At 57.9% G+C, this 24,206-nt stretch carries 26 protein-coding genes; 4 read left to right on the forward strand and 22 right to left on the reverse strand.

Annotation, left to right across the window (positions count from 1 at the left end; all coding sequences use genetic code 11):
- Nucleotides 1-25 precede the first annotated feature (25 nt).
- On the forward strand, nt 26-658 hold the full coding sequence (locus tag ACS1BR_RS02235; RefSeq protein ID WP_463559854.1) for an isochorismatase family protein: 633 nt from the start codon (nt 26-28) through the stop codon (nt 656-658).
- Nucleotides 659-767: 109 nt separating this feature from the next.
- The gene (locus ACS1BR_RS02240; RefSeq protein WP_463559855.1) at nt 768-1,982 is read left to right on the forward strand and encodes an MFS transporter; all 1,215 of its coding nucleotides are present in this window, start codon (nt 768-770) and stop codon (nt 1,980-1,982) included.
- A gap of 55 nt (nt 1,983-2,037) precedes the next feature.
- Here the strand turns inward: ACS1BR_RS02240 and ACS1BR_RS02245 are convergent, their stop codons facing one another.
- The 8 genes from ACS1BR_RS02245 to ACS1BR_RS02280 all read right to left on the reverse strand — a co-directional run bounded on the left by ACS1BR_RS02245 (nt 2,038) and on the right by ACS1BR_RS02280 (nt 9,780).
- A complete protein-coding gene (locus ACS1BR_RS02245) occupies nt 2,038-2,673 on the reverse strand; it encodes a helix-turn-helix transcriptional regulator (RefSeq protein ID WP_463559856.1) in 636 nt (211 codons plus the stop codon).
- A complete protein-coding gene (locus tag ACS1BR_RS02250; protein WP_463559857.1) occupies nt 2,657-3,019 on the reverse strand; it encodes an AraC family transcriptional regulator ligand-binding domain-containing protein in 363 nt (120 codons plus the stop codon). Before ACS1BR_RS02250 ends, ACS1BR_RS02245 begins: the two co-directional genes overlap by 17 nt.
- Before the next feature lie 34 nt (nt 3,020-3,053).
- Nucleotides 3,054-3,836, reverse strand: a complete 783-nt coding sequence (locus tag ACS1BR_RS02255; protein WP_463559858.1) for an SDR family NAD(P)-dependent oxidoreductase — start codon at nt 3,834-3,836, stop codon at nt 3,054-3,056.
- Nucleotides 3,837-4,020: 184 nt separating this feature from the next.
- Entirely contained in the window at nt 4,021-5,811 is a 1,791-nt protein-coding gene (locus ACS1BR_RS02260; protein ID WP_463559859.1) for a DEAD/DEAH box helicase, read from the reverse strand.
- A 151-nt stretch (nt 5,812-5,962) separates the two neighbouring features.
- The gene (locus tag ACS1BR_RS02265) at nt 5,963-6,256 is read right to left on the reverse strand and encodes a DUF3039 domain-containing protein (RefSeq protein WP_463559860.1); all 294 of its coding nucleotides are present in this window, start codon (nt 6,254-6,256) and stop codon (nt 5,963-5,965) included.
- A 73-nt stretch (nt 6,257-6,329) separates the two neighbouring features.
- The gene (locus ACS1BR_RS02270) at nt 6,330-7,931 is read right to left on the reverse strand and encodes a hypothetical protein (protein WP_463559861.1); all 1,602 of its coding nucleotides are present in this window, start codon (nt 7,929-7,931) and stop codon (nt 6,330-6,332) included.
- Complete coding sequence (locus ACS1BR_RS02275) at nt 7,913-8,794, reverse strand: ABC transporter ATP-binding protein (RefSeq protein ID WP_463559862.1); 882 nt, start codon at nt 8,792-8,794, stop codon at nt 7,913-7,915. Before ACS1BR_RS02275 ends, ACS1BR_RS02270 begins: the two co-directional genes overlap by 19 nt.
- Before the next feature lie 65 nt (nt 8,795-8,859).
- Nucleotides 8,860-9,780: a tetratricopeptide repeat protein gene (locus tag ACS1BR_RS02280; RefSeq protein ID WP_463559863.1), complete on the reverse strand. Its 921-nt coding sequence runs from the start codon at nt 9,778-9,780 to the stop codon at nt 8,860-8,862.
- Between the two features lie 174 nt (nt 9,781-9,954).
- Between ACS1BR_RS02280 and ACS1BR_RS02285 the strand changes: the two genes are divergently transcribed.
- A complete protein-coding gene (locus ACS1BR_RS02285) occupies nt 9,955-11,298 on the forward strand; it encodes an AI-2E family transporter (protein WP_463559864.1) in 1,344 nt (447 codons plus the stop codon).
- Between the two features lie 120 nt (nt 11,299-11,418).
- On the opposite strand, the gene ACS1BR_RS02290 is transcribed toward ACS1BR_RS02285, so the two are convergent.
- Together ACS1BR_RS02290 and ACS1BR_RS02295 are read right to left on the reverse strand one after the other, a co-directional pair.
- Complete coding sequence (locus tag ACS1BR_RS02290) at nt 11,419-12,228, reverse strand: alpha/beta hydrolase (protein WP_463559865.1); 810 nt, start codon at nt 12,226-12,228, stop codon at nt 11,419-11,421.
- A 19-nt stretch (nt 12,229-12,247) separates the two neighbouring features.
- The gene (locus ACS1BR_RS02295; protein ID WP_463559866.1) at nt 12,248-12,577 is read right to left on the reverse strand and encodes an ATP/GTP-binding protein; all 330 of its coding nucleotides are present in this window, start codon (nt 12,575-12,577) and stop codon (nt 12,248-12,250) included.
- Between ACS1BR_RS02295 and nucS the strand changes: the two genes are divergently transcribed.
- Nucleotides 12,576-13,337: an endonuclease NucS gene (nucS, locus tag ACS1BR_RS02300; protein WP_463559867.1), complete on the forward strand. Its 762-nt coding sequence runs from the start codon at nt 12,576-12,578 to the stop codon at nt 13,335-13,337. The two genes, ACS1BR_RS02295 and nucS, sit on opposite strands and share 2 nt — an antisense overlap.
- A gap of 105 nt (nt 13,338-13,442) precedes the next feature.
- On the opposite strand, the gene ACS1BR_RS02305 is transcribed toward nucS, so the two are convergent.
- From ACS1BR_RS02305 to ACS1BR_RS02360, 12 genes are all read right to left on the reverse strand, one after another.
- A complete protein-coding gene (locus ACS1BR_RS02305) occupies nt 13,443-13,700 on the reverse strand; it encodes a F0F1 ATP synthase subunit epsilon (RefSeq protein ID WP_463559868.1) in 258 nt (85 codons plus the stop codon).
- Nucleotides 13,701-13,702: 2 nt separating this feature from the next.
- The gene (gene atpD, locus ACS1BR_RS02310) at nt 13,703-15,166 is read right to left on the reverse strand and encodes a F0F1 ATP synthase subunit beta (protein WP_463559869.1); all 1,464 of its coding nucleotides are present in this window, start codon (nt 15,164-15,166) and stop codon (nt 13,703-13,705) included.
- Between the two features lie 45 nt (nt 15,167-15,211).
- Nucleotides 15,212-16,144 (reverse strand): F0F1 ATP synthase subunit gamma, encoded by a 933-nt coding sequence (locus ACS1BR_RS02315; RefSeq protein ID WP_463559870.1) that lies wholly within the window; start codon nt 16,142-16,144, stop codon nt 15,212-15,214.
- A 77-nt stretch (nt 16,145-16,221) separates the two neighbouring features.
- Complete coding sequence (gene atpA / locus ACS1BR_RS02320) at nt 16,222-17,847, reverse strand: F0F1 ATP synthase subunit alpha (protein WP_463559871.1); 1,626 nt, start codon at nt 17,845-17,847, stop codon at nt 16,222-16,224.
- A 176-nt stretch (nt 17,848-18,023) separates the two neighbouring features.
- A complete protein-coding gene (locus ACS1BR_RS02325) occupies nt 18,024-18,833 on the reverse strand; it encodes a F0F1 ATP synthase subunit delta (RefSeq protein ID WP_463559872.1) in 810 nt (269 codons plus the stop codon).
- Entirely contained in the window at nt 18,833-19,378 is a 546-nt protein-coding gene (locus ACS1BR_RS02330; protein WP_463559873.1) for a F0F1 ATP synthase subunit B, read from the reverse strand. Before ACS1BR_RS02330 ends, ACS1BR_RS02325 begins: the two co-directional genes overlap by 1 nt.
- Before the next feature lie 46 nt (nt 19,379-19,424).
- Nucleotides 19,425-19,631: an ATP synthase F0 subunit C gene (atpE, locus tag ACS1BR_RS02335; protein WP_463559874.1), complete on the reverse strand. Its 207-nt coding sequence runs from the start codon at nt 19,629-19,631 to the stop codon at nt 19,425-19,427.
- 128 nt (nt 19,632-19,759) lie between these two features.
- Complete coding sequence (gene atpB, locus ACS1BR_RS02340; protein ID WP_463560306.1) at nt 19,760-20,494, reverse strand: F0F1 ATP synthase subunit A; 735 nt, start codon at nt 20,492-20,494, stop codon at nt 19,760-19,762.
- Between the two features lie 144 nt (nt 20,495-20,638).
- Nucleotides 20,639-20,893, reverse strand: coding sequence for a hypothetical protein (locus tag ACS1BR_RS02345; protein WP_463559875.1), 255 nt, complete (start codon nt 20,891-20,893; stop codon nt 20,639-20,641).
- The gene (locus tag ACS1BR_RS02350; protein ID WP_463559876.1) at nt 20,890-21,342 is read right to left on the reverse strand and encodes a hypothetical protein; all 453 of its coding nucleotides are present in this window, start codon (nt 21,340-21,342) and stop codon (nt 20,890-20,892) included. Before ACS1BR_RS02350 ends, ACS1BR_RS02345 begins: the two co-directional genes overlap by 4 nt.
- Entirely contained in the window at nt 21,335-22,354 is a 1,020-nt protein-coding gene (locus ACS1BR_RS02355; protein ID WP_463559877.1) for an MraY family glycosyltransferase, read from the reverse strand. The genes ACS1BR_RS02350 and ACS1BR_RS02355 overlap by 8 nt, the downstream gene beginning before the upstream one ends.
- Complete coding sequence (locus tag ACS1BR_RS02360; RefSeq protein WP_463559878.1) at nt 22,354-24,204, reverse strand: polysaccharide biosynthesis protein; 1,851 nt, start codon at nt 24,202-24,204, stop codon at nt 22,354-22,356. Before ACS1BR_RS02360 ends, ACS1BR_RS02355 begins: the two co-directional genes overlap by 1 nt.
- Nucleotides 24,205-24,206 lie beyond the last annotated feature (2 nt).

The raw sequence follows: 24,206 nt of genomic DNA on the forward strand, positions 1-24,206 counted from the left end.
CCCTATCGTTTCAGAAAGCACAAACATGTCTAAAGCACTGCTGATTGTTGATGTTCAAAATGATTTTTGCCCCGGCGGCAGCTTGGCAACACGGGCCGGTGCCGATGTGGCCGCACTCATTAGTGAATATGTTGAAGACCATCACACCGACTACGGGGCTGTCATTGCCACCCTGGACTGGCATATTGATCCGGGCTCTCATTTCTCAGATACCCCCGACTATCAAGACTCCTGGCCCGTTCACTGCCGAGCTGAGACTGAGGGCGCTGAGACCCACCCCGACCTCGACACCGACTATATTGAGGCTTACTTTCGCAAGGGCGAATTTGAGGCGGCCTACTCGGGCTTTGAGGGCCTGCTGGCCCCGGCGGATACGGTGATGACCGGTGAACGTGAGGCCGGTTCCAGCACTCAGGAGAGTGAGCCCAAGGTGCCCCTGGATGACTGGCTACAGCAGCGGGGTATCACCGATCTGGATGTGGTGGGGATCGCCACAGATTTCTGTGTGCGGGCAACAGCCCTCGATGCCGTTGACGCCGGCTACGAAACACGGGTGCTGCTGGATCTGACCGCCCCGGTTGACGAGGGGGCCGTTGACCGGGTTGTCCGGGAACTTGAGGGGGCCGGAGTCACGGTAGAATCCGGGCCCCATCGATAACTTTTCGTATTTCTGTTTCTTGTCGGTGCACCCCAGACCTCCGGGTGAGGGAGACAGCATGACAAGGAGCTGATATACGTTGAGCATGTCTCCTTGCAGAATATAGATTATGAAAAAATATATTGTGTTCTCACAGCAAGAGAAAATTTTTCTCGGTGCAATTTTTGTTTCGGTGTGCGGAGACGCGCTTGTTCCCACAGCTTTTGCGCTGGAAAGTTTAAGGATAGACTCTACAGGGTCTGGCTTTACGCTTGTACTTTTAGCCCTATGGGGTGGAAGATTTATCGGGGCACTGCTGTTTAGAAAATTTCCGTCACTGAACCTTAAATACTCTATGATTGGCGCAGACATCGTTCGGCTGCTTGCTCAGATCGGTCTGAGTATATGGATATTTTTGGTAGCTGAATCTACAGCCGCCATGAGCATTTCTTCTCTTGTTTACGGGGTAGCAACAGCATTTTTTATGCCATCACGTTTTGCCGTCACCCCGGAGGTGGTGTCGGAGGAAAATCTAAAAAGATTTAACTCCATTACAAATCTGACAACAGACTCACTCATGATAGTTTCACCGGCAATTTCTACTGCGGCTTTTTTACAGTTTGGATTTATTCCAATATTAATTTTTGATGCCGCAACTTTTGCCCTTGGAATATTCTTTCTCTGCCTCATAAAAACTCACAGCGGAAACCCGTCTTTATCCGAAGACCCCGATGCCTCCGGGAGTAACTCTGCGAACGACGTGAAAGCCCTTCCCCGGTGGGCCGCCCTGGGAATTGTGGTATGGTCGCTCATCACACTGATCGTTGGGTACTCTGGGGTAGCTGGACCTTTCTTCATTATTAACCGTTTCAGCCCAACAGAGTGGGCGATTGTATCCACGGCTCTAGCAGCAGGTTCAATTATTGGGTCAGCAGGCCAGCTTGCCGGTATATTTCAGAAAATTTCATGGAAAACACTTCAAATAATTGCCGGGGCCCTTATCAGCTTACAAATTATACTGTTCGCTACAAGCTCTTCATTATCCCCGATAGTATTATCTGCTTTTTCCGCAGCTACCGTCATGACCTCGGCTGGAATTTCCTGGGATACGGTTGTTCAACGACGCCTCAATAAACATGATCTAAGGATTTATTCCAACCTAGACTCATTCCTCACCACGGGAACGGTGCCCCTAGGAATGATCATTTTTGGGCTTGGCACGCTTCTCAACAGCCAGGTCTTTGTAACCGTTATCATCGCATCGCTATGCATCATCTCTCTTGTTCCATTTTTTGCTGTATCAAAAAATATTTCTACGGATATCGGAGAATCTTCTGCTACATAAGTTATGTAGAGGGAACCGTTTTTCGAACACCCGATAGCCGAATACCCCGGTGGAGCTAGCGGCCTACCTCTTGCCGATAGGTAAGAGGGGTTCTACCGGTCCAGAGAGTAAAAGCCCGCACAAAACTATTGGTCTCCCTGTAGCCCAGCATGAGGGCGATGGTATCAACGCTCATCTCCCCCATCTCCAGGTACTGCCTGGCTAAGAGCAAGCGAATATGCACCAGCTGTCGGCGAAAGCTGGTGCCCTCAGCGGCTAACTGCCGTTGCAGGGTGCGGGTGCTCACGGCCAGCTTGCGGGCAGTATCCTCAAGACCGCTTTCCCCGGCCGGTAATAGCTCCATCAGGGCCGCACGAACCCTCACGGATACCGGCTCATCTATTGTCAGCTGGGAGAGGCGGCGAGAGAGTTCCGGCTTAAAGTAGGCCCACATGCCCTCGTGGTGGGAGATAAAGGGCAGTAGCAGATCTTCCTCAGCAAAAGTGATAGCGTTGAGTCCGCTAACGGCCACCGGCACCCCGGCTAACCGCCTCAAGGCTTCTGACGCCCCGGTCGCACTCTCCACCTGCAGGGGCTGAATCTCTACCCCGGTCGCACTGCGCAGCACCCGCACAATAAAGGCCAGCTCCGCCTCAGCCAGGAAAGCCGGTAGTAGGCGGCCCGGTTCTTCCGCCTCAATATAGAGGGTCACCTCCGGCCCCAGGCTTTCTAGCCGGTAGCGGACGGGCCCAGCAGCGGCTTAAATCTCTCAGCCGATACAGGCAGGACAGTCCGTTACGGGCACAGTAGGCGGCAAAGATCGGAGGGCTAAAAGTCTCAATACCCTCGCTGGTTGCCAACCGCACCGCCAGATCATCGGAAGATGACAGCTCCCCCAGGGCCCTCATCAGGGCCAGATAGTCATCACCGGGTAGGGCCGGGCGAGCTCGGGAAAAGAGATCTTCGGCCAGCCCGGCCTTGCGCAGCAGCCGACCGCCGTCTATACCAAAACCGGCCAAGAGACGGGGAAAAGTACTATCTAACGGATAGGTTCTCACAACAGTTATCCGCCCTCCCGTACCCGACTAATTTTTAGTTGCCAGATACCTGCTGGTCGTAGATGAAGTTAAGCATCTGTTTACGGGGCATAAGCGGTGAAAGAGACACCAGGGGCCGCTGCCACGACACCAGCCCGGAGACAATATTGATCTTACCGGCCAGCATCCCCTCGTAGCCCTCCCGAGCCACCTGCACCGGTGAACCCGCGTTGGCAAAGAGTTTGGTGTCGTCCAGTCCCCCGGCGGCGGCAAAGCCGGTAGCCATAGCCCCGGGCATAAGGCAGGATACGGTTACTCCGGTGCCCCGAACCTCCCGCCAGAGGGCATTAGACCAGCTGGTGATGTAGGCCTTGGTAGCGTAGTAGACGGCCTGAAGGGGACCGGGAATGGTAGCAGCGGTTGAGGAAACATTGAGCACTTTACCGGATCCGCGCTCGATCATGGCGGGCAGAAAGAGCTTAAGCAGGCGGGTGGGAGACTCAATATTAACCGCAATCATGGACATATCATCTTCCATAGAGCGCTGACGGGCAAAATCACCCTGGCCACCGAAACCGGCATTATTAATAAAGTAATCTGGCATAATGCCCAGCTGCTGACAGGCATCAAAGATCTGCTGGGACGACTCGGGGCTGGAAAGATCGGCGGCTACAGTATAGGCTTTGACCCCGTATTCTTTCTCAACCTGCCCAGCCTGAGACTCCAGCTTACTCTGATTGCGACCTACCAGGATAACATCGCCACCGCCAGAAGCATGAAGCTTAACGAATTCGGCGCCCAACCCACCGTAGGAACCGGTAATCAACGCGATTGCCATAAAAATATCTCCTCATACTCTCAACATATTAACCGGGGAGGTGTTCCTCCCCGTACGTGCTTTGTACCTATACTGTACGCACAAAAACCTAGCACTGACTCATCAGATTCCGCCAAAGAACCATCAAAAGGCGCCACATAGCAAGAACGTCCCGCCAGCAGTCTCCCGCAGCGCAGGCACCGGGCTATTTTCTGCCGATAAACCAGTCCGCCAGTTTGTCAAGACGCGCCTGAATCTGCTCGGCACTCGCCTGGGCCACCGGCGGCCCCCCGCACACCTTACGCAGCTCATTGTGGATAGCCCCGTGGGGTCTACCCGAGCGCAGGGCATAGGCCGAAACATTTTTTGCCAGCTTATTCCGTAGATCTTTGAGCTGGCGGTGGTCAACCACCGCGGGCACAGCGGCACCCCGCGAGGCATGTTCCTGCTGCCTGGCCCGGAGAAGGGTTCCCACCTGTTCGGCGTCAAGCAGACCGGGAATCCCCAAAAAATCTTCGTCCTCGGTACCGAGGTCTATGCTACCCGCACCGTATTCGGATCCCTCAAAAAGCACCCCGTGAAACGATGCCTGGGAGCCCAAAGCCTCAAACTTTCCACCGGCCAGAGTAGCCGAGGCTTTCTCCTCGCGGTTCGCCCGGTCAATGAGGTGATCATCGAGCCCCTCCTCAAGGGGGTCGATGGGGACTTCTTGGGCGGTTTCACGGCGGTCAAGAGCGTGGTCCCTCTCCGTTTCCATCTCGTTGGCCAGCATCATCAGCTGCGGTACGGAGGGTAGAAAGACCGAGGCGGTTTCCCCCCGCCGACGGGCACGCACAAAACGCCCAATAGCCTGGGCAAAAAAGAGAGGGGTTGAGGTTGAGGTGGCGTAAACCCCCACGGCCAGCCGCGGCACGTCCACCCCCTCAGAAACCATGCGCACCGCCACCATCCAGCGCTTATCCCCCTCGGAAAAAGAGTCGATCTTTCCCGAAGCACTCTTATCGTCAGAGAGCACCACCGTGGGTCTTTCACCGGTAATCCGCTGTAGCTGGGAAGCATAGGCGCGGGCGTCGGTATGATCGCTGGCTATCACCAAACCACCGGCGTCCGGCACGGTGCGGCGAACCTCCGTGAGACGTTTATCGGCGGCACGTAAGACCGTGGGTATCCACTCACCGTGAGGGTCAAGAGCGGTCCGCCATGCCTGAGCAGTAACATCTTTGGTAAAGCCCTCCCCCAGGTTCGCCGCCATCTCCTCACCGGCGCTGGTACGCCAGCGCATCTGACCCGAATAGGCCATAAAAATTACCGGGCGCACCACGTGATCTTTAAGAGCGGGCCCGTAACCATAGGAATAGTCAGATTTTGATCTGAGGATACCGTCGTTTCCCTCCTCGTAGGTCACGAAAGGAATCTGCGAATCATCAGAACGGAAGGGTGTGCCGGTCAGTGCCAGCCTGCGGGTGGCCGGCTCAAAGGCCTCACGCAGCCCGTCCCCCCACGAAAGGGCGTCACCGGCGTGGTGAATCTCGTCCATAATCACCAGGGTGCGGCCGTTTTCGGTGCGGGCACGGTGCAGCAAAGGCTTGTTTGCCACCTGCGAGTAGGTCAGCGCCACCCCCCGGTATTCGCGCCCGTGCGAGCCCTCCGAATTTTTAAAGTTGGGGTCTATCGCTAGGCCCACTCGCGCCGCCGCGTCTGCCCACTGCTTTTTAAGGTGGTCGGTGGGAGTGACCACGGTCAGCCGGTTAACCGTACCGCGATCGAACAGCTCCTTGGCCACGGTAAGGGCAAAGGTCGTTTTACCCGCACCGGGGGTAGCCACCGCCATAAAATCGCGGGGGTTTTCGGTGAAATAGCGGTGCATAGCCTCCGCCTGCCAGGCCCGCAGTTTAGTTTTTGTTCCCCAAGCAGCACGGTTGGGGTAAGCGGGAGAAAGATTGGGAGCCGGTGCCGGAGCCGCATCAAAAAGTGACGGCTGATCGTTATCGCTCATGGTCGGTAGAACCCCCTTGGTGAGACGCGGTAGAACAGGTGCAAGACTAAAATGTGGCACAGCACCATCCGATTGTAGTGCCTTCACCGCGCACCTGCCCGGTTAGCTATTTCACTGTATGTTGACGGTCACCTCACCGTGCAGCTGACAGCTAGTCCTGTCCGTCGTCGTCTTTACCGGGCCTAAGGCCCTCGTAGATCTCCTTACACTGCGGGCAGACCGGGAATTTTTCGGGATCACGGCCAGGCGTCCACACTTTTCCGCAGAGGGCCCGCACCGGCTGACCGGTGAGAGCCGACTCCATAATTTTCTCTTTACGCACATAGTGGCTAAACCGCTCGTGGTCACCGGGTTCAACCGGGGCGCTCTCCTCGCGCTCCAGCAAGGTAGTACCGCCCTGGGTCTCGGTGGCAAAAGGATCCTCAATTCCCGGGATAGATGACATTTCTTTCTTCCTCACTCGTCTCGTCGGTGCTGCCCCTGACGGGGCCTGTACCAGTTTACAACCGGCATCCCACCTATCTGAAGGCGCTCACCCGTTGCAGAGTATCGGCGGCAGCAGAATCATATTTTTTAGCCCCTAACCCGACACCGAGCAGGAGCACACCCGCACCTATCAGCAGGGTGAGACCGCCGCCTCCCCACAGGAAGGCATCGTTTTCGCCGATTACGGCGATAATTATCAGTATCCCGCCGGGGAGAGCAAAAATAAAGCAGACCAGCATCACCAGCATATTAGCCAGGCTTTTAGCAAAACCGTCGGGCTGCCGCTGAATCTTAAAGGGGCTGGCGCCCGGGGGCGGTGCAGGAATCGATAACAGCATGTCGGCATAGGCAGATACACCCGTAGAGATAAGCAGCAGACCCACCGAGAATCCCACCAGGCCCGGGAGCAGGTGCACGGCCCCATCAACATAGCTGATGAAAACGGTACCGGCAACCACTATGGGCAGCATAAGCAGCAGCAACCCGGCCACCCTCCCCCAGCGGTCGTCTCTACCGCTGATCGGAGACAGCACGTGCATGCTAAAAGCCGAATTATCGTAGGAAACCAGATAGAAAAACACGTAGCCGGCAAGCACCGGTGCAAAGACCACAACAAACCAGTCCATCTCCGAGTACCTATCGCCGCCAGCCGTCACCTGGCCAAAGAACCCGAACAGAAGGTATAAAGCCGGGATCATAATCACGTTAAGGTTCACCCGCGGGTCCCTGAGCAGGGTGTGCACGGTACGGGCGGCGATCGCGCCACGCGGCCCCGCCGGAAAACGCGCAAAAATCCCGATATTACCGGGAGTTACTTCCCTGACCGACGAGACACCGGAAACCCCGATACGGCTCATGGCACGTGTCAGAAGAATCCGCCACAGGTACCAGAAAAATCCCGTATAGAGCAGGGTGAGCACCAGCTGGGCAAGCGCCACACCCCAGCTTCCCGCGTAGGCCGCGGCCACAAAACCCCAGGCTGCAGCGAGCGGGGTCCAGCTCAAAAATTCTGCAATACCGGGCAGTGATTCGTAAGCGGCCTCCACGGTACTTGCGGCTGCCATAATGATGGGCCCCAGGCCGATCAGCAACAAAAAAGCCACGATAACGAGTGTCTGGCGCATACCCGGGATCGAGTTAATCTCAACGGCCAGTAGGGAAATAATACGGGAGACCGTAATGGTGAGCACCAGCCCCACCGTAGCCCCCAGCAGGTAAACGGGTATCAGCAACGGCCGGGATAACAGCAACAGCCCCGTCGACAGTGCCGCCAGCAGGGTAGCCGCACCGGCAAGCCCGATCAACCCGCCAAGAAGCTGACCCAGCTGAATATCGCGGGGGCTTAGCGGGTAGGGGGCGAGCCTGTCCGTGTCCAGGGTTGCATCAGAACCCTGGGTAAAAAGCGGGACCAGCCACCACAGCAGGGTGATCAGGAGGCCGACACCCACCAGCAGCAGGGTAACTAGCCCGTTTTCGGGATTACTCACACCTATGGTGGCGGCCGCAAGGGCCCACATGGATATAACACCCAGGGCGTATAGGATACCGAAGGCTGTGCCCACAACAGCCCAGACGCTACCCCGCAGGGAAGCCAGAAAATAACGCCATTTGAGGCTTAGGAGGACTTTAACCATGTCAGCCCCTCCGTTTCCCGGCTACCGCCGACCAGCTGCACAAACCGCTCTTCAAGGGTTGCACCGTCCCGCACCCGGTCAACTGTCCCCGAGACCAGGATCCGCCCCTCGTTCATGATGGCCACGTGGTCACAGAGCCGCTGCACCAGATCCATCACGTGCGAGGAAAGAATCACGGTACCGCCACCGTTCACATATGCCTTCAAAATGCCCTGAATGTTTGAGGCAGACACCGGGTCTACCGCCTCAAAAGGTTCATCGAGCACCAGCAGAGAAGGGGCATGGATCATGGCCGCAGCGAGCGCAATCTTCTTGGTCATACCCGCCGAATAATCGCTCACCCGCCGCCCCGCTGCCGACTCCAGGTCCATGGCTGTCAACAGGTCGGTGGTTCGTTCGGCTACCGTAGCCTTGTCCAGGCCGTGTAGCCGCCCCGCATAGGTGATCAGCTGTTCACCGGTGAGCTTGTCAAAGAGGTGTACACCATCGGGTAAAACCCCGACCCGCCTTTTCGCCTGCCGGGGGTTGGCCCACACATCGATACCGTCGATAAAAGCCTGCCCGTGTGTTGGCTTGAGCAGACCGGTCGCCATCGACAGCGTAGTGGTTTTTCCCGCGCCGTTTCTTCCCACCAGCCCGTAGAAGGAACCGCGAGGAATCGAAAGGTTAATACCGTCGACCGCCACCCTATCCCGAAAAACCTTCACCAGGTTCTGCACCTCGAGGGAGTTTAAACCGGTATCCGCTGAAAATTTGGGCTGAACCGGGGCCTCGGTCGGCTGCTCCCGCGCGGATTGCTCGTCGAGGGGGTGGGCTGAGCCGTCATTCCCGGATAAAGAGTAATTTTGTGTGTGTTCGGTCATGGGACCATACTATATGGTCCCATGACCGAACACACACATTGCGGTGGGGCCGCAAGAGATCTCGACTAAAAGATCGCTGTCATGAGGGCAGAACGCGCCCTCAGCACCCTGGGATCCTGCGCACCCACTACCTCAAAGAGCTCTAAAAGCCGTTCGCGGATCTGATTTTTACTCTCGGCCGGAACCCGGGAGAAAAGCCCGATCAGCCGGTTGAACGAGTCGTCAACGTGCCCTCCGACCAGGTCAAGGTCTGCGACCTGAAGGGCAGCCTCAATATCTTCGGGCTTATCTGCCGCCGCTTTACGCACCGCATCCGCATCGAGGTTCTGCACCCTGGAGAGAAGGCCCACCTGGGCAAGACCAATTTTGGCGTCACGGTCACCGGGATTCTCGCTGAGAGCCCTACCATAGGCGGCACGAGCCGCATCATAGTCGCCGCGATCAATGGCGTCCACCGCCTCCTGGTGCAGGGGGTCAAGCGGTTTGTCCTCTTCGGCAACCGCAGGCTCAAAACCTCCGGTGAGTTGCTGGGAGGCAGCAACCTCCAACACCTGCTGCACCACATCGGTCATCTGCTGCGGGCTCACCTGCGAGTTAAAGAGGGGGGCCGGCTGCCCGGCAATCACCGCAACCGCCGCCGGCACACCCTGAACCTGGAAAGCCTGGGCGATCTCCGGGTACCTGGTGATATCAACCGTCGCCAGCAGTAGGCTCCCCCGGGCAGAGTTCACCAGCTGTTCCAGGGTCTCCACGGTTTCTAGTGACGCCGGAGACGACTCCGTGTACAGGGCAAAAATCACCGCACCCCGACCGGACATCTGAACGTACTTTTGAAAATCGTCTGTCCCTGACACCTCAAAACGCCACGAGGGGCCCTGGGGAGAGGCTGCGCCGGCCTCACCGTCGGTATACCCCGCACTCTGGGACAGGTCAGGCGCGTTGCGCACCGATGCCGGGAGGGAAGAATTATCGGGAACATTGGTCACTGTGCATCATCCTTACACATTCAGTACACACGGTCAGTCACCTACCATCGTGCCAAAAACACAAAGATTTTGGCGAGTCAGCCGCTAAATCTAGCCTTGGGCTGAATAAGACGATATAGAGTAAATGCGGTCAACCTATAACCCTGTACCCGGGGAGCCCCAGAAAGACAGAGTATGAAATCCCAAGACACCGCGCCGGATAAGAACCCCGAACCTGAGCAGTCAGCAGAGAAACAGCCGGGCACAGATGCCTCGGAGAAAACCCCGGATCCCGCCCCCGCTCACGAGGATGCGGGGAAACGATGGACCAGAATTAAACGCCTTGCCAGCACGTCCGGTCAGGGCCTGAATAACGGGTTCTCCACCATTCCCGGTGCCCAGCCCCGGCCCCGTTTTTCGCCTCCCGTACAACCCCGCGCCGGCGACGGGTCCGCCAACCCCAGCACAGCAGAAACTGAGGGGAACTCAGTCACCCTGGCCCGGCCCATCTACCTGGGATTTATGCTCACCACCGGTATCGGGCTGGCTCTTCTCTGCTGGTATGTACTCACCAACGTCGGTGCACTCGCCGGCTGGGTGGTGGGCGCCCTCTTCATAGCCCTGGGCCTCGACCCCGCCGTGCGAGCCCTCGAAAAACGGGGGCTACCCCGGGTTGCCGGTGTGTTTACGGTGGTGGGTATTTTTGCACTGGTTCTCATCGGCATACTCTCCTGGCTGGTTCCCAGGATCGCTAACCAAACCAGCCAGCTGATCACAGACTTTCCCACCATGTTCAACCAGTTCCTCGCCTCAGACTTCTTCCGCTCCATCGACGACCGGTTCCAAGTGCGCTCCTGGGTAGACCAGGAGGTGCAGGACGGCTTCTCCAAAATAACCGGTGACACCAACATTGTGAGCGGCTTTCTCAACAACCTGGTTAATGCCGGGTCGACGGTGGCCAACATCGTTACCGGAACGATTATCGTTTTGTGCCTCTCCCTCTATTTCCTCTCCTCTCTGCCCACCATGAAAGCCTGGTTCGTGCGGCTATCTCCGGCCTCCCAGCGAAACCGGGTGGAAGAACTCACCGAAAAAATTACCGGCTCGGTGGGAAACTATGTGCTGGGGCAGGCGGTGGTCGCCCTGCTCAACGGAACCTACGCCTTCATCGTGATGTCGATCGTGGGGGTCCCCTTTCCCCAGCTGCTCACCCTCTTCGTGGTCATTCTGGCGTTCATCCCCCTGATTGGCGGGGTCAGCGCCGGGGTCTTGGTCTCCCTACTGGCCCTGCTGACAAGCTGGCAGACCGCCGTGATCTACGCCATCTGCTATTTCGCCTACCTCCAGTTTGAGGCCTATTTCCTCTCCCCCAGGATTATGGCGCGCGCGGTGGCGGTTCCCGGCGGTATCGCCATTATTGCGGTGGCCGCCGGCGGCGCCCTCTGGGGGGTTCTCGGGGCACTGATCGCCATCCCGGTGGCCGCCTCCCTGCTCATTCTGGTGCAGGAAGTACTCATTCCGCGGCAAGACCACAACTAGGCTGGGTGGGGTAGCTTGCCCAGCGGCTAGCCAGCTACCCCACCCGGCCTCGGGTCTCTCCCAACCGTGGTCTACCGCAGCGGGAATGGATCGGAGCTACCCCACCCGGCCTCGGGTCTCTCACCTCTGAGGAGTATCAAGCACAATTTCCTGGGCCACCGGCCCGGACCACTCGTGCGGTAGCTCGGTGGGTTCACCGGTAATAATCGATACCATTTCGTTCAATACAGCGGTCACATATTTTTCGCCCACCCACAGGTGCTTGGCACCCTCAAAAGGGATCACCTTCGCCGCAGGAACCGCCGCAAACTCCTCCCGTGCCCTGGGCGGTGGCAGAAAATCGTCGTGCTCGGGGACCAGACAGTACACGGGCTTTTCCACGCTGTTCCAGGCTTCAAGCTCCGCCCGGTGCACCCGCCTCAGCGGCGGACTCAGCAGAATCACGCCCTCAAAAAAATCCCGGTGGCGCCGATGGGAAGCGTACTTGAGAATAAGCTCGGTACCAAAAGACCAACCCACCAGCCAGCGATGGGGAAGCTCACGCTCTGCCACCCAGTCCAGAACCGCCTCAAAATCAGCCTGCTCAGCAAACCCGCCGTCAAACACGCCCTCGGAGGTTCCCCGCTGCGAAGAAGTGCCGCGGGTGTTAAAGCGCACCACCGCCATATCGGCCAGAGCAGGCAGTCTAAACGACGCCTTCTTATACACGTGTGAATCCATATAGCCGCCCTGGGTGGGAAGCGGGTGAAAGGTCACCAAAGTAGCCCGCGGCGGGTTTTTGACGGGGAGGGCTAGCTCCCCCACCAGCGTCTTGCCGTCGGCGGTCACCACCTCAAAATTCTCCCGGCGTGCCGGAAGCACTGTGCGTGACCGGATCGTTGTGGGCTGCTTGAGGTCTTCAAACCGGTAGGAACCGGGGTCAAAAGACATTCTTCTCATCCTCCATGTTCTAGGTCTGCCGGGTTCTCCAGCAGTGACTGTGCCAGTGCCGGCGCTCCTGGATCGCGCGCCGGTCACCAAACAGGTGGTCCTTTCGCCACACCACCACGTGCGCCGTTGCCGGTGCGATGGTGCGGCCGCACCCGGGGCAGATATAGGTTTTTTGGGCGGCTACCGCAGACATATACCGCACATGCCAGTCGCCGTCGAGAGCCCGCTCCACCCGAGGCTCGGGGTCAAGAATCCGCGAAATATCCCTGCCGCCGGGGGTCTCACGCTGCCACTTACTCGCAGCGGTAGCGGCACGATTCCTGGGGCGAGGTCGAGAACGTCTGGGCATGTTTTCTATTGTGACACACCGGCCTGTTACAGTGGGTTGCGTGCGACTTGTAATAGCTGAATGCTCTGTAGATTATGAGGGAAGGCTCCACGCCCATCTTCCGCGGGCGCAGCGGCTCCTCATGGTCAAAAACGACGGCTCTGTACTCATCCACTCCGACGGCGGCTCCTACAAACCGCTCAACTGGATGAGCCCTCCGGCTACCATGCACATTGCCCACCGCCAAGAACTTGAAGCCTCAGCAAGCTTTGACACCGCCGACGACCCCGACATCGAGCAGCTCTGGCGGGTACAGGCTGCAAAGTCAGATGACCACCTGCTGATCAGGATCTACTCGGTGATCGGCGAGCTCAACCACGATCTAGGTGTTGACCCCGGCCTGGTGAAAGACGGGGTTGAGGCGGACCTGCAGCGTCTCTTGGCCGAACACATCGACACCCTGGGGTCAGGGTATACGCTGGTGCGCCGAGAGTACCCCACCGCGATCGGCCCTGTCGATATCATGGCCCGAGATTCCACCGGGGCAGCCATTGCCGTCGAGCTCAAACGGGTGGGCGATATCGACGGTGTCGAGCAGCTCAGCCGCTACCTCGAACTGCTCAACCGCGACCCCCTGCTGGCCCCGGTCAAAGGTATTTTTGCCGCCCAGCGCATTAAACCTCAGGCACGGGTCCTGGCCGAAGACCGCGGAATACGCTGCGTCAGCCTCGATTACGATGCTCTGCGTGGGACCGATAGCAGCGAATCCCGGCTCTTCTAACCACCCACCAGCGATACCGGCGGGTGGGAGGCTAACCGCAAGAAAACTGCCGCACCACCGGCTCACGGGTGGTGCGGCAGCGTATACTGACAGTCAGCTTGCTCGCTAGACAGAAGCGTGCTTGGCGATAATGGTCACCCGGTCATTGGAGACGGTCAGAAAGCCCTCCTGGAGGCGGGTCACAATCTTTTCGCCCTCCACCGGTTCAATCAGCAGCTCACCGTCTTCGGCCAAAAGGGTCATGGTGGGAATATGGCCCGGCATGATACCTATATCCCCCTCAAGTGATCGGGCGCGAACGTAGCTCGCCTCGCCCTCCCATACACGGTGCTCGCGGGATACAACTTCAACTTTCAGTGCCATGACTATTTGGCCCCGGTCTCAGCCTTGATTTCCTCGTAGCGGCGCATCACATCGTCCATACCCCCGATGTTGTAGAAAGCCTGCTCGGGGATATGGTCTACATCGCCGTTACAGATCATCTGGAAGGACTCAATGGTGTCTTTCAGCGGCACGGTTGAACCCTCCACACCGGTAAACTGCTTAGCGGTGTAGGTGTTCTGCGAGAGGAACTGCTCAATCCGGCGAGCCCGGGAAACCACAACCTTCTGCTCCTCTGAGAGCTCATCGACACCCAGGATAGCGATAATATCTTGCAGTTCCTTGTTCTCCTGCAGGATCGCCTTGACCCGGATAGCGGTATCGTAGTGCTCCTGTCCCAGGTACTGCGGGTCAAGAATACGGGAGGTTGAGGTCAGCGGGTCAATCGCCGGGTACAGGCCGCGCGAGGCAATTTCACGGTTGAGCTCGGTGGTCGCATCCAGGTGCGCAAAGGTGGTTGCCGGTGCCGGGTCGGTGTAGTCGTCGGCCGGCACATAGATGGCCTGCATAGACGTAATTGAGTGGCCGCGAGTTGAGGTGATACGCTCCTGTAGCAGACCCATCTCGTCCGCCAGGTTGGGCTGATAGCCCACGGCCGACGGCATCCGGCCCAGCAGGGTCGACACCTCAGAACCGGCCTGGGTAAAGCGGAAAATATTGTCGATAAACAGCAGCACATCCTGGTTCTTCACATCGCGGAAATACTCCGCCATGGTGAGACCGGTAAGGGCAACGCGCAGACGGGTTCCCGGCGGCTCGTCCATCTGACCGAAAACCAGGGCGGTGTCTTTGAGCACACCGGCCTCTTCCATCTCCACCCAGAGGTCGTTACCCTCACGGGTACGCTCGCCCACGCCGGTAAACACCGAGGTGCCACCAAAATTACGGGCAACACGGGTAATCATCTCCTGGATCAGCACGGTCTTGCCCACACCCGCACCACCAAAGAGGCCGATCTTACCGCCCTTAATATAGGGGGTCAGCAGATCGATGGACTTGATACCGGTCTCCAGCATCTCGGTCGAGCCCTCAAGATCGGCAAAGCTGGGAGCTTTACGGTGAATCGACCAATAGTCATCGGCACTAATATCGGCCTGTTCAACATCGAGGGCCTCACCGAGCACGTTGAAAAGGTGGCCCTTCACACCGTCGCCGACCGGAACCGAGATGGGGGCTCCGGTATCGACGACAGCCTGCCCCCGCACCAGCCCATCGGTGCCCTTCAGCGAAATCGCGCGGACAATCGAATCACCCAGATGCTGGGCAGTTTCAAAGGTGATTGTCGAGGTCTCACCGTTGAGGGTCAGCTCTGCGGTGAGCGCATTGTAAATATCCGGTACCTGCCCGGCCGGAAACTCAACGTCAACGACGGGCCCAATAACGCGCACGAGACGCCCGGTCGCGCCCTGCGTCGGCGAATTTGCCGGTTCATTCAGAGTGGTGGTCATTATTCTCACTTACCTGTTAGAGAAGTTAGTAGTTGTCTTCGATTCTTAGGAGGCTGCCAGGGCGTCTGCACCGCCCACAATCTCGGAAATTTCGTTCGTGATCTCAGCCTGACGAGCGTTGTTCATCAACCGGGTGTACTTTTTCACCAGTTCATCGGCGTTATCGCCGGCAGACTTCATGGCGCTCTGGCGCGATGCAAGCTCGGAGGCGGCTGCTTCCAGCAGGCAGGCGTAAAGGCGAGAGGCGATGTAGCGGGGCATGAGCTCGTCCAGAACCTCCTGCGGGCTCGGCTCAAACTCAAAAGCCGCATTCTGCGTAAACTGCTCATCCACCAGCCGCTCACCGGGCACAATCTCCTCACCCATACTGCGGGCATCGGAGACAGCAATCGGCAGAAGACGAAGAATCTTAGTTTCCTGGGTCACCATGGAGATGAACTCGGTGTAGATGACGTGCAGATCGTCCACCCCGCCCTCCTCGTAGGGGCGGGCGAATGCCTCCAGCATAGCCTCCCGCATCTCCACCGCCATCTCAACGTTAGGGTTATCGGTGTTACCCACCCAGGAGCGTTCGTAGGGACGTTCACGGAAGTCAAAATACGACTTTGCTTTACGCCCTACAAGGTAGAGATTCACCTCGCGCCCTTCACCGCGCAGCTTCTCGATCAGTCCCTCGGTTTTCTTCAAAACCGAGGACGAGTATGAACCCGCCAGCCCCCGGTCACTGGTCAGCACAAGAACCGCAGAACGGCGGTGCTGGGCGTCCCTTTCAGAGATCAGCGGATGCTGAATACTGTGCTGGGTGGCAACCGCGGTGACCGCCTTGGTCAGGGCGGCAGCGTAGGGGCTTGCCGCGTCCGCCTTCTGGCGTGCCCGATTGATACGGGAGGTCGCGATCATCTCCATCGCCTTGAAGATTTTCTTCATCGATGCTGTTGAAGCGATTTTCTGGCGGTACACCCTAATCTGGGCTCCCATAAGCTTCCTTTCAGTCCCGGGCCAGCCTCCCTGTTCCCGGCGGGTTCAGGTAGAGACTAGCAACAAAGGGTCGGTCGCTAACCGATAGTTTCTTGGGATACTTCCGAGTCGGAGACCGGCTTGTGCTCTTCACGGCCGGCGTCAACGAGGTGGCTGGTGCCTTCGCTCCGGAAATCACGCTTGACCGCTTCAACAGCGGTTTTCAGCGCCGCTACCGAGTCGTCTTCCAGCTTACCCGTTGCGGCGATCGTGGCGAGCACGTCGCCGGAGCGGCGCAGGTAGTCGATATATTCTTTCTCAAAGCGGAGAATATCGGAGACCTCCAGGTCGTCAAGGTAGCCATTGGTACCGGCCCAGATAGAGGCCACCTGCTCTTCCACCGCGTAGGGGGTGTACTGGGGCTGACGGAGCAGCTCGGTCAGGCGGGCGCCGCGGGTCAGCTGCTGCTTGGAGGCATCATCGAGGTCGGAGGCAAACATGGCAAAGGCTTCCATAGCCCGGTACTGGGCAAGATCGAGCTTGAGGGTACCGGATACCTTCTTCATGGCCTTGGTCTGCGCCGCACCGCCCACACGGGAAACCGAAATACCCACATCGACTGCCGGGCGCTGGTTAGCGTTAAAGAGATCCGACTGCAAGAAAATCTGACCGTCGGTAATCGAAATAACGTTGGTCGGAATGAAGGCGGAGACATCGTTTGCCTTGGTCTCAATGATGGGGAACCCGGTCATTGACCCCGCACCCAGCTCACCGGAGAGCTTGGCACAGCGCTCCAGCAGACGCGAATGCAGGTAGAAAACATCGCCAGGGTAGGCTTCACGACCCGGGGGGCGACGCAGCAGAAGCGACACCGAGCGGTAGGCTTCCGCCTGCTTGGAAAGATCGTCGAAAACAATCAGCACGTGTTTGCCGCCGTACATCCAGTGCTGGCCGATAGCCGAACCCGTGTAGGGGGCCAGGTACTTGAAGCCGGCAGCATCCGATGCCGGGGCGGCCACAATAGTGGTGTACTCCAGAGCACCGTTCTGTTCAAGAGTTGAGCGCACCGAGGCAATGGTGGATGCCTTCTGACCCACAGCAACATAGATGCAGCGAACCTGCTTGTTGACATCGCCAGATTCCCAGTTAGCCTTCTGGTTCAAGATGGTGTCCACCGCGATAGCGGTCTTACCGGTCTGCCGGTCACCGATAATCAGCTGACGCTGGCCGCGGCCAATCGGAATCATCGAGTCAATCGCTTTAAGCCCCGTCTGCAGCGGCTCGTGCACCGACTTGCGCATGGTCACACCGGGTGCCTGCAACTCCAGGGCACGGCGGCCCTCGGTAGCGATCTCACCCAGGTCGTCAATAGGGTTGCCCAGGGGGTCAACCACCCGCCCCAGGTAGCCGTCCCCCACCGGCACCGAGAGAACCTCACCGGTGCGGTGAACTTCCTGCCCCTCTTCAATACCGGTGAAATCACCGAGCACAATCGCACCTATTTCGCGGGTGTCCAGGTTCTGTGCCAGGCCCAAGGTGCCGTCTTCAAAACGGAGCAACTCGTTTGCCATCACCGAGGGGAGACCCTCAATACGGGCGATACCGTCTGAAGCCGACGATACGCGGCCCACCTCTACTCGTTCTACTGTGCCGGGTTCGTATGATTCCTCAAACTCTGTGAGGGCCTTACGAACGTCATCGGCGTTGATGGTCAAATCGGCCATCTTATGTCCCTGCTCTCCTTTTGGGTGGCTCCCCCTCCGTCTAGGTTAGAGACGAGAGCCAAAACTTGCTTTATCCGGTTGATACGTTCCCGTCCGCGTTCTGCTGTGTACGGGAACGGGGCCGTACACCTGTATCCGCTCAGTCACCGCCGGTGCCGCCGGCCGGTTTCCTCCGCCTAGGCGAAGGCCCTGCCGAGGTCGGCGATTCTTGTCCGAACGGTGCCGTCCATGATTTCGTCGTCCACCTGCACCTTCAGCCCGCCGATCAGGGCGGGGTCGAGACTGATGTCCAGCTTCAGGTTTCGACCGTAGACTCGTGAGAGCCCCGACCGTAGTTTCTCGACCTGCGCATCGGTCAGCGGAGAGGCGGTGGTCACCCGTGCGATGGAACGGTTTTGCCGCCTAACGATGATCTCGACGAACCTGCGGGCAAGGCGGACCGAGGTGGACCCCCTACCGGCAACGGCGCGGCCAAGAAGAAGTTCTCCCTCACTGCTTGCGGGGTTACCCGCAAGGGCGAGAGCCAGTTTTTTCTTAGCTTCAGCCGGTGCGCTATCCTGTGCCAGGGCGTTTTGGGCCCGCGCAGAAGACTCAACAGTGTTAATGAAGGTCAACAGCTCGTTGATCACGGCTTCTACAGCCCGATCCCCGCCCCGCGACTCGGCCGAGATTGCCGCAGCCTGCACGGCGGCGGTCTCCAGCGCATCCTCAAGGTCTTCCTCACGGGACCAGCGGTGAGCCGCTGCTTCGCTCACCACCGTGAGCGCAGCCGGAGAAATCTTGCGAGAGAACACTGCCCCGACAATTCCACGACGGGCCTTTTCCGTGCGCGCGGGGTCGGTGAGACCGCGGCGTAACCCGCCATCGGTGTGGAGTACCTCGGCAACGGCAAACAGTTCTTCAGCAAGATGGCCGGGGTTCGCCGTAGCCTCTGCGGCAAGCACCTGCTCCACCTTCTTCAGTGACTCAGTAGATACTCCTGCCATTACCGAGACACACCCGCACTCTGCTGCTTAGATTCCAGGTCAGCCAGAAAACGATCCACCACATGTGCCGATCGCTCGTCATCTTTGAGGGATTCACCCACAATCTTGCCGGCCAACGACGTTGCCAGGGTTCCAACCTCCACGCGGAGTGAAGCCACAGCAGCCGCGCGTTCTGCCTCGATTGTTTTTTGGGCGTTATCGGTGATGCGCTGAGCCTCAGCGGTGGCGCGTTCCTTGAATTCGGCAAGGATTGCCTCACCCTCACTGCGCGCGTCTTCACGAATTTTTTGTGCTTCCAGACGGGCACTTTCAAGCTGCTGGTTGTACTCTTCGCGCGCCGCGGCTGCTTCGGCCTGAGCTTTTTCAGCCTTTGCAAGACCGCCCTCAATCGCTTCTTTACGGTCCTGATAGATTTTTTCAAACATCGGGACAACGTATTGAATGACGATGAAGAGGAGGATCAGGAACCCAATGGCGGTAATGACTATCTCCCAGACGTTAGGAATGAGGGGATTGCTCGCCTCGGCAGCCACTGTCAATGACATAGGGAAAATCCTGTTCTATAGTTTGGTCAAAAAATGCGGTTTCGTCTTAGAGGAAGGCGAGAACCAGACCCAGAATTGCCAGGGCCTCAACCACCGCGAAACCCATGAAGAGCATGGGCTGAAGGGTGCGCTGCGATTCGGGCTGACGGGCAACGGAAGTCATATAAGCGGCGAAGATAAGACCCACACCGATACCGCCACCGATCGCTGCAAGACCGTATCCGATTGCGCTGAGTGAACCGGTGATTTCCATAGTGTTTCCTTTCAACAGTGCCCCATTGTGTGTTATCGGGCAGAGTTACTGTGGTGTTATGTCACTACCCGCACGGAGCGGGTCGATATATTCAACGGCAGCAGGCTGCGCCGCGAAAACTTGTGTGGCTAATGGCCCTCAGAGACCGAGCCCTGGAGGTATACAGCGAGTAGCAGGGCAAAAATGTAGGCCTGAATGCACTGGATCATAAGCTCCAGGAAGAAGAGGAAGAGCCCCAGGGCCAGGGGGGCGATCGAGCCGGCAATAGCGATACCGCCCACTTCAACAACCATATAACGCATGAGCGAGGCGGCAACCATCATTGCCATGTGTCCACCAAACATGGTGGCAAACAGACGCAGTGCGTGGGTGACCGGGCGAATAATGAGGTTGGAGAGAAACTCGATGGGGACCAGAATGAAATACAGGATAAAGGGCACACCGGGGGGCATGGTGAGGTCTTTAAAGAAGGGGCCCAGTCCCTTGCGTGCGATCCCCACGCCAACCCAGGTGAACCAGCCGATAGCGGCAAGAATATAGGCGGACCCCGGGTGGGACATGGTGGGCAACTGTACGAAGGGTATAGAACCGTAGAGGTTGTTCACCAGCACAAAAAAGAAGGCGGTAAACAGCAGGGGCACAAAGGGCTTAAAGTGCTGGGCCCCGATCAGCTGTTTACCCAGCGAGTTGCGGGTAAAACTGTAGCCCATCTCGGCGACAAACTGCCCCCTACCCGGAACCATAGCGCGTTTGCGGCCGGCAACCAGGAAGAAGGCGGCAATAATAACAACCGATAGGATCACCAGCAGCATCTGCTTGCCGAACCCGAACGACCCGATGGTAAAGAAATCGGGCAGGTGCATGTCATCAACCGAAGGAGCGGTGTATCCCCCAGCGGCATTCACGAGACCTACAGTCAAGGCAAGTCCTTTCTTGCTCCGTGCGCTCAAGCCACATCCGTAGCCCTTACTGCTTCACGTATGTATGTGTATTTCAGAATCTGGGGGTTATTTACCGTTTCGCATGTGATAATACACCAGGTAAAAGCCTCCGAAAGCCCCCAGCGCAACACCGACCCAGATAATCCAGTGCGTACCTAAAAGGCGATCCAGCCCATAGCCTACCAAACTCCAGAAAGCTATGCCGACTATGACATAGATTAGGGTCATTACCGCGCCGGAAGTTCCTCCCCCGGCTACCAGATCTCCCGTGGACCGAAGCGGCTTGTCACCGTCCCACCATTTTTTCTCCGGTTGAGTCACACCCGTTCGCTTTCTTCTGAAGAGTCCGTTTGATCACGGTCATCAAAGTAAAGAATCCTCATGCCCATGATAGTCCGCATAGAAACCCCCAGCCAAACGCAAACCGCCGATACAGCCCCGGCCAGCAGCCAACCGTTGAGGATCTCGGCCGGAGGGCGACTGTATGCGAGGAGAAAAAAACCGGCAACCACCTTGAGGCAGTAGGACACCGCGAGCTGGCGGGCGAGGTGTAGCCGGTGATTCTTCTCGGTTCGCCCGGCTAAAACGATATCGAGCCCACACCAGAAGAAAACCGCACCAACCCCGGTACAGAAGGCGGTAAACCCCGCACCGCGGGCATACACGGCGGCCAGTGCCCCACCCAGCACAAGAAGAGGCAGGTGTGCCGCGGCCACCGCCAGCGCGATCTGTGCCCAGGGCGAGTCTCGCGGACCGATAAGGCTAGCCACCTTTGACCACCGTTGCCACCAGTCGGGGTGCATTCAGGTAGACGATCACCAGCACAATCACGAGCAGGCCCGCCCACAGAGCGTTCTGGGTCTGGTAGGGCAGGGCAACAATGGTAATCACCGAGATCAGCAGGCTCATACCGGCGACCGTGAGAGAACTACCCAGATGAGAAAAACCGACATCGGTCAACCGCTGATAGACGTGGCTGCGGTGGGGCCGGTACCACTCCTCCCCCCGCACAATCCTGCGCAACAGGGTATAGCCGGTATCGGCAAGATAGATCATCAACGGTGAGAGAATATACTCCACGTACACGCCCGAAAGGAAAGCCCCCACAGCCATCGAGGCGATAGCTCCTCCCAGGAAATAGGAGCCGGCATCACCCAAAAACACGTTTCTACCACTGCGCACATTCCAGGGGAGGAAAGCCGTATAGGCACACGCCACCGACACCCCACCAACTATCAGCCAGGGTATAGAGTTGACCCAGCCGGCGTAGGCGTAAACACCGCCCACAACCAGCCCGTGCAACCCCGAAATGCCGTTAATGCCGTCCATAAAATTAACCACGTTAATATAGGCGGTAATGGCAAAAATACCCAGCGGAATCCACCACAACGAGGTGTCAAGATTCACGGTGATACCGACAGTAACGGCGGCACCGATCAACAGCTGGGCACCGAACCGACGCCGGATCGACACGCCGCGGAAATCTTCCACCCAGCCCAAAATACCCGAAGCCACCATACCGCAGAGCACCGTGAGCGCAATGGAGCGGTCAGTGTAGATCAGCCCACCCACCAGGGCGGTCGTATAGGCAAGTACCGTCGCAGAAGCTGTAGCAAGCCCCATGCCCCGGTAGGTGGGACTCACGTGTGAGGACCTCGCGGTGGGGATATCAACCAGATTCCACCGGTGCAACAGCGGGCGCACAACCACCGGAAGGAAAACACCCAGCACCAAAGCCAACAGTGCGGGTACAGCCACCATCCACAGTGAATTCTCGCGCATTACTGCTGCCCCCTGTGCTCGGCGCGGTCGTAACCGCGGTTTTCAAGATAGTTCCGGTACCAGCTGTGATAGTCGAGCCTAGCCGGGTCAAGCGCGGGCGCCTGGGCGTGAGAAATATACCTGTTTTTCTCGCTCTGGCGCATCGTCTCGTCTTTACCAAAGAGCACCTCTTCAAGTTTTTCACCGGGGCGCATCCGGGTAATTGCAATATCGACGTCATAGCGCTCGTACAGGCGTCGTAGGTTCTCGGCAACGTCGTAGATACGCACGGGCTTACCCATGTCTAACACCATCACATCGCCAGAATGACCGATGGCCCCGGCCAGCATCACCAGCATGCAGGCATCGGGAATCAGCATGAAGAATCGGGTAGCGTCCCGATGGGTTACCGTGATGGGCCCACCGTCCATAATCTGCTGGGTGAAGATGGGTTTAACCGAGCCGCGCGACCCAAACACGTTGCCAAACCGCACCGAAACATAGCATTTTCCCGTCTTCTGCCCGTACCAGCTACACAGCATCTCGGCGGTACGCTTTGACTGCCCCAGGGCGGTGGTCGGGTCTGCCGCTTTATCGGTTGACACATTCACAAAAACATCAACATCAACATGAGCCGCAGCCTCAAGGACATTGTTACTTCCCAGCGTATTGGTCTTCCACGCCTCCTTGGGGTAAGCCTCAAGCGCAGATACATGCTTGAGAGCTGCGGCGTGAAAGACCACCTGCGGACGACGCTCCTCAAACACCGCCCTCAGAGCTTCGGCATCGCGAATATCGGCAAGAATAACACAGTTATCGTCAAGCGCGGTGCTGCCCAGCAGAGAATACTTACTTTCCATCAGCAGGGTCTCATCGTGGTCAAGCAGCATCAGCTCCGCCGGATGGTAGCGCACAATCTGCCGGCAGAGCTCGGAGCCGATAGAGCCCCCGGCACCGGTGACCAGCACTCTCTTACCGGTAATGTAGGAGCTGATATCCTCGTCGTTAATGTCGTAGTCGATCCTGCCGCGTACCCCCTCAATAATCGCCCGGTTCTCTTCCTCGGGGGTTACCGCCCTCTCACCGGTGAGGTCGTTAATCATTCCGGTAATCTTGTGAACCTCAACGTTAAGTTCACGCATTTTGAGACTTATTCCCTCATAGAGCCTCTCATTGGGGTCGCTCATGGCAAAAAATACCTTGGATACGTTGAGCCGGCTCACCAGCTGCGGCAGATCGGAGCCGGTACCCACCACGTTCACCGTGTGAATACGGGCGTTGCGCAGAGCCGGGTCGTCATCGACGATAGCAACCGGACGGTATTTACTCTCGGGATCAGACATCAGAGAAGACACCAGTGAGCGCCCCACAAACCCACCGCCGTATACGATCACCGGCTCACTCAAAAGGGTGTCCGGCCGATTGTTAATATCCTCAACCATACGCTTGGCGTAGCGCATAATCATCATGGCCATAATGGCAAACGGGAAAGCGATAATCACCACAGAACGGGGCACCTCAATATGCCAGGCAAAAAGTAGCAGGGCCAGCTGGATAACAATCACATCGATCAGCACAACCGGGTAGAGAACCTTACTCTCGGCAAAAGACCCGTAGGAGTAGCGGTTACGGTAGAGCCCCAGAGAATACCCCAGACCAATCTGAATAGCCACCGCCATAAGCACCACAACGGTAAAACCCACCGGGTTGATCAGCGCGGTATCACCGTAGCGGAGAAAAAACCCAATGGGCAGGGCAATCAGCCAGGCCAAAGAATCAAGCGCAATCTGAATATAGCGCCACCAGGGTTTACGCTCACTGTTGTGAGGCACAACCACCGGCATACTGTGGGTCACGGGAGCATCTGGCATTA

This window comes from Rothia sp. 18CD1-1, from assembly GCF_055285355.1.

Bases quoted from the DNA above. Each gene is read 5' to 3' on its own strand.
- ACS1BR_RS02235 (WP_463559854.1), top strand. From the start codon at position 26: ATGTCTAAAGCACTGCTGATTGTTGATGTTCAAAATGATTTTTGCCCC.
- ACS1BR_RS02240 (WP_463559855.1), top strand. From the start codon at position 768: ATGAAAAAATATATTGTGTTCTCACAGCAAGAGAAAATTTTTCTCGGT.
- ACS1BR_RS02255 (WP_463559858.1), bottom strand. From the start codon at position 3,836: ATGGCAATCGCGTTGATTACCGGTTCCTACGGTGGGTTGGGCGCCGAA.
- ACS1BR_RS02260 (WP_463559859.1), bottom strand. From the start codon at position 5,811: ATGAGCGATAACGATCAGCCGTCACTTTTTGATGCGGCTCCGGCACCG.
- ACS1BR_RS02265 (WP_463559860.1), bottom strand. From the start codon at position 6,256: ATGTCATCTATCCCGGGAATTGAGGATCCTTTTGCCACCGAGACCCAG.
- ACS1BR_RS02270 (WP_463559861.1), bottom strand. From the start codon at position 7,931: ATGGTTAAAGTCCTCCTAAGCCTCAAATGGCGTTATTTTCTGGCTTCC.
- ACS1BR_RS02275 (WP_463559862.1), bottom strand. From the start codon at position 8,794: ATGACCGAACACACACAAAATTACTCTTTATCCGGGAATGACGGCTCA.
- ACS1BR_RS02285 (WP_463559864.1), top strand. From the start codon at position 9,955: ATGAAATCCCAAGACACCGCGCCGGATAAGAACCCCGAACCTGAGCAG.
- ACS1BR_RS02290 (WP_463559865.1), bottom strand. From the start codon at position 12,228: ATGTCTTTTGACCCCGGTTCCTACCGGTTTGAAGACCTCAAGCAGCCC.
- nucS (WP_463559867.1), top strand. From the start codon at position 12,576: ATGTTTTCTATTGTGACACACCGGCCTGTTACAGTGGGTTGCGTGCGA.
- ACS1BR_RS02295 (WP_463559866.1), bottom strand. From the start codon at position 12,577: ATGCCCAGACGTTCTCGACCTCGCCCCAGGAATCGTGCCGCTACCGCT.
- ACS1BR_RS02305 (WP_463559868.1), bottom strand. From the start codon at position 13,700: ATGGCACTGAAAGTTGAAGTTGTATCCCGCGAGCACCGTGTATGGGAG.
- atpD (WP_463559869.1), bottom strand. From the start codon at position 15,166: ATGACCACCACTCTGAATGAACCGGCAAATTCGCCGACGCAGGGCGCG.
- ACS1BR_RS02315 (WP_463559870.1), bottom strand. From the start codon at position 16,144: ATGGGAGCCCAGATTAGGGTGTACCGCCAGAAAATCGCTTCAACAGCA.
- atpA (WP_463559871.1), bottom strand. From the start codon at position 17,847: ATGGCCGATTTGACCATCAACGCCGATGACGTTCGTAAGGCCCTCACA.
- ACS1BR_RS02325 (WP_463559872.1), bottom strand. From the start codon at position 18,833: ATGGCAGGAGTATCTACTGAGTCACTGAAGAAGGTGGAGCAGGTGCTT.
- ACS1BR_RS02330 (WP_463559873.1), bottom strand. From the start codon at position 19,378: ATGTCATTGACAGTGGCTGCCGAGGCGAGCAATCCCCTCATTCCTAAC.
- atpE (WP_463559874.1), bottom strand. From the start codon at position 19,631: ATGGAAATCACCGGTTCACTCAGCGCAATCGGATACGGTCTTGCAGCG.
- atpB (WP_463560306.1), bottom strand. From the start codon at position 20,494: ATGCACCTGCCCGATTTCTTTACCATCGGGTCGTTCGGGTTCGGCAAG.
- ACS1BR_RS02355 (WP_463559877.1), bottom strand. From the start codon at position 22,354: ATGCGCGAGAATTCACTGTGGATGGTGGCTGTACCCGCACTGTTGGCT.
- ACS1BR_RS02360 (WP_463559878.1), bottom strand. From the start codon at position 24,204: ATGCCAGATGCTCCCGTGACCCACAGTATGCCGGTGGTTGTGCCTCAC.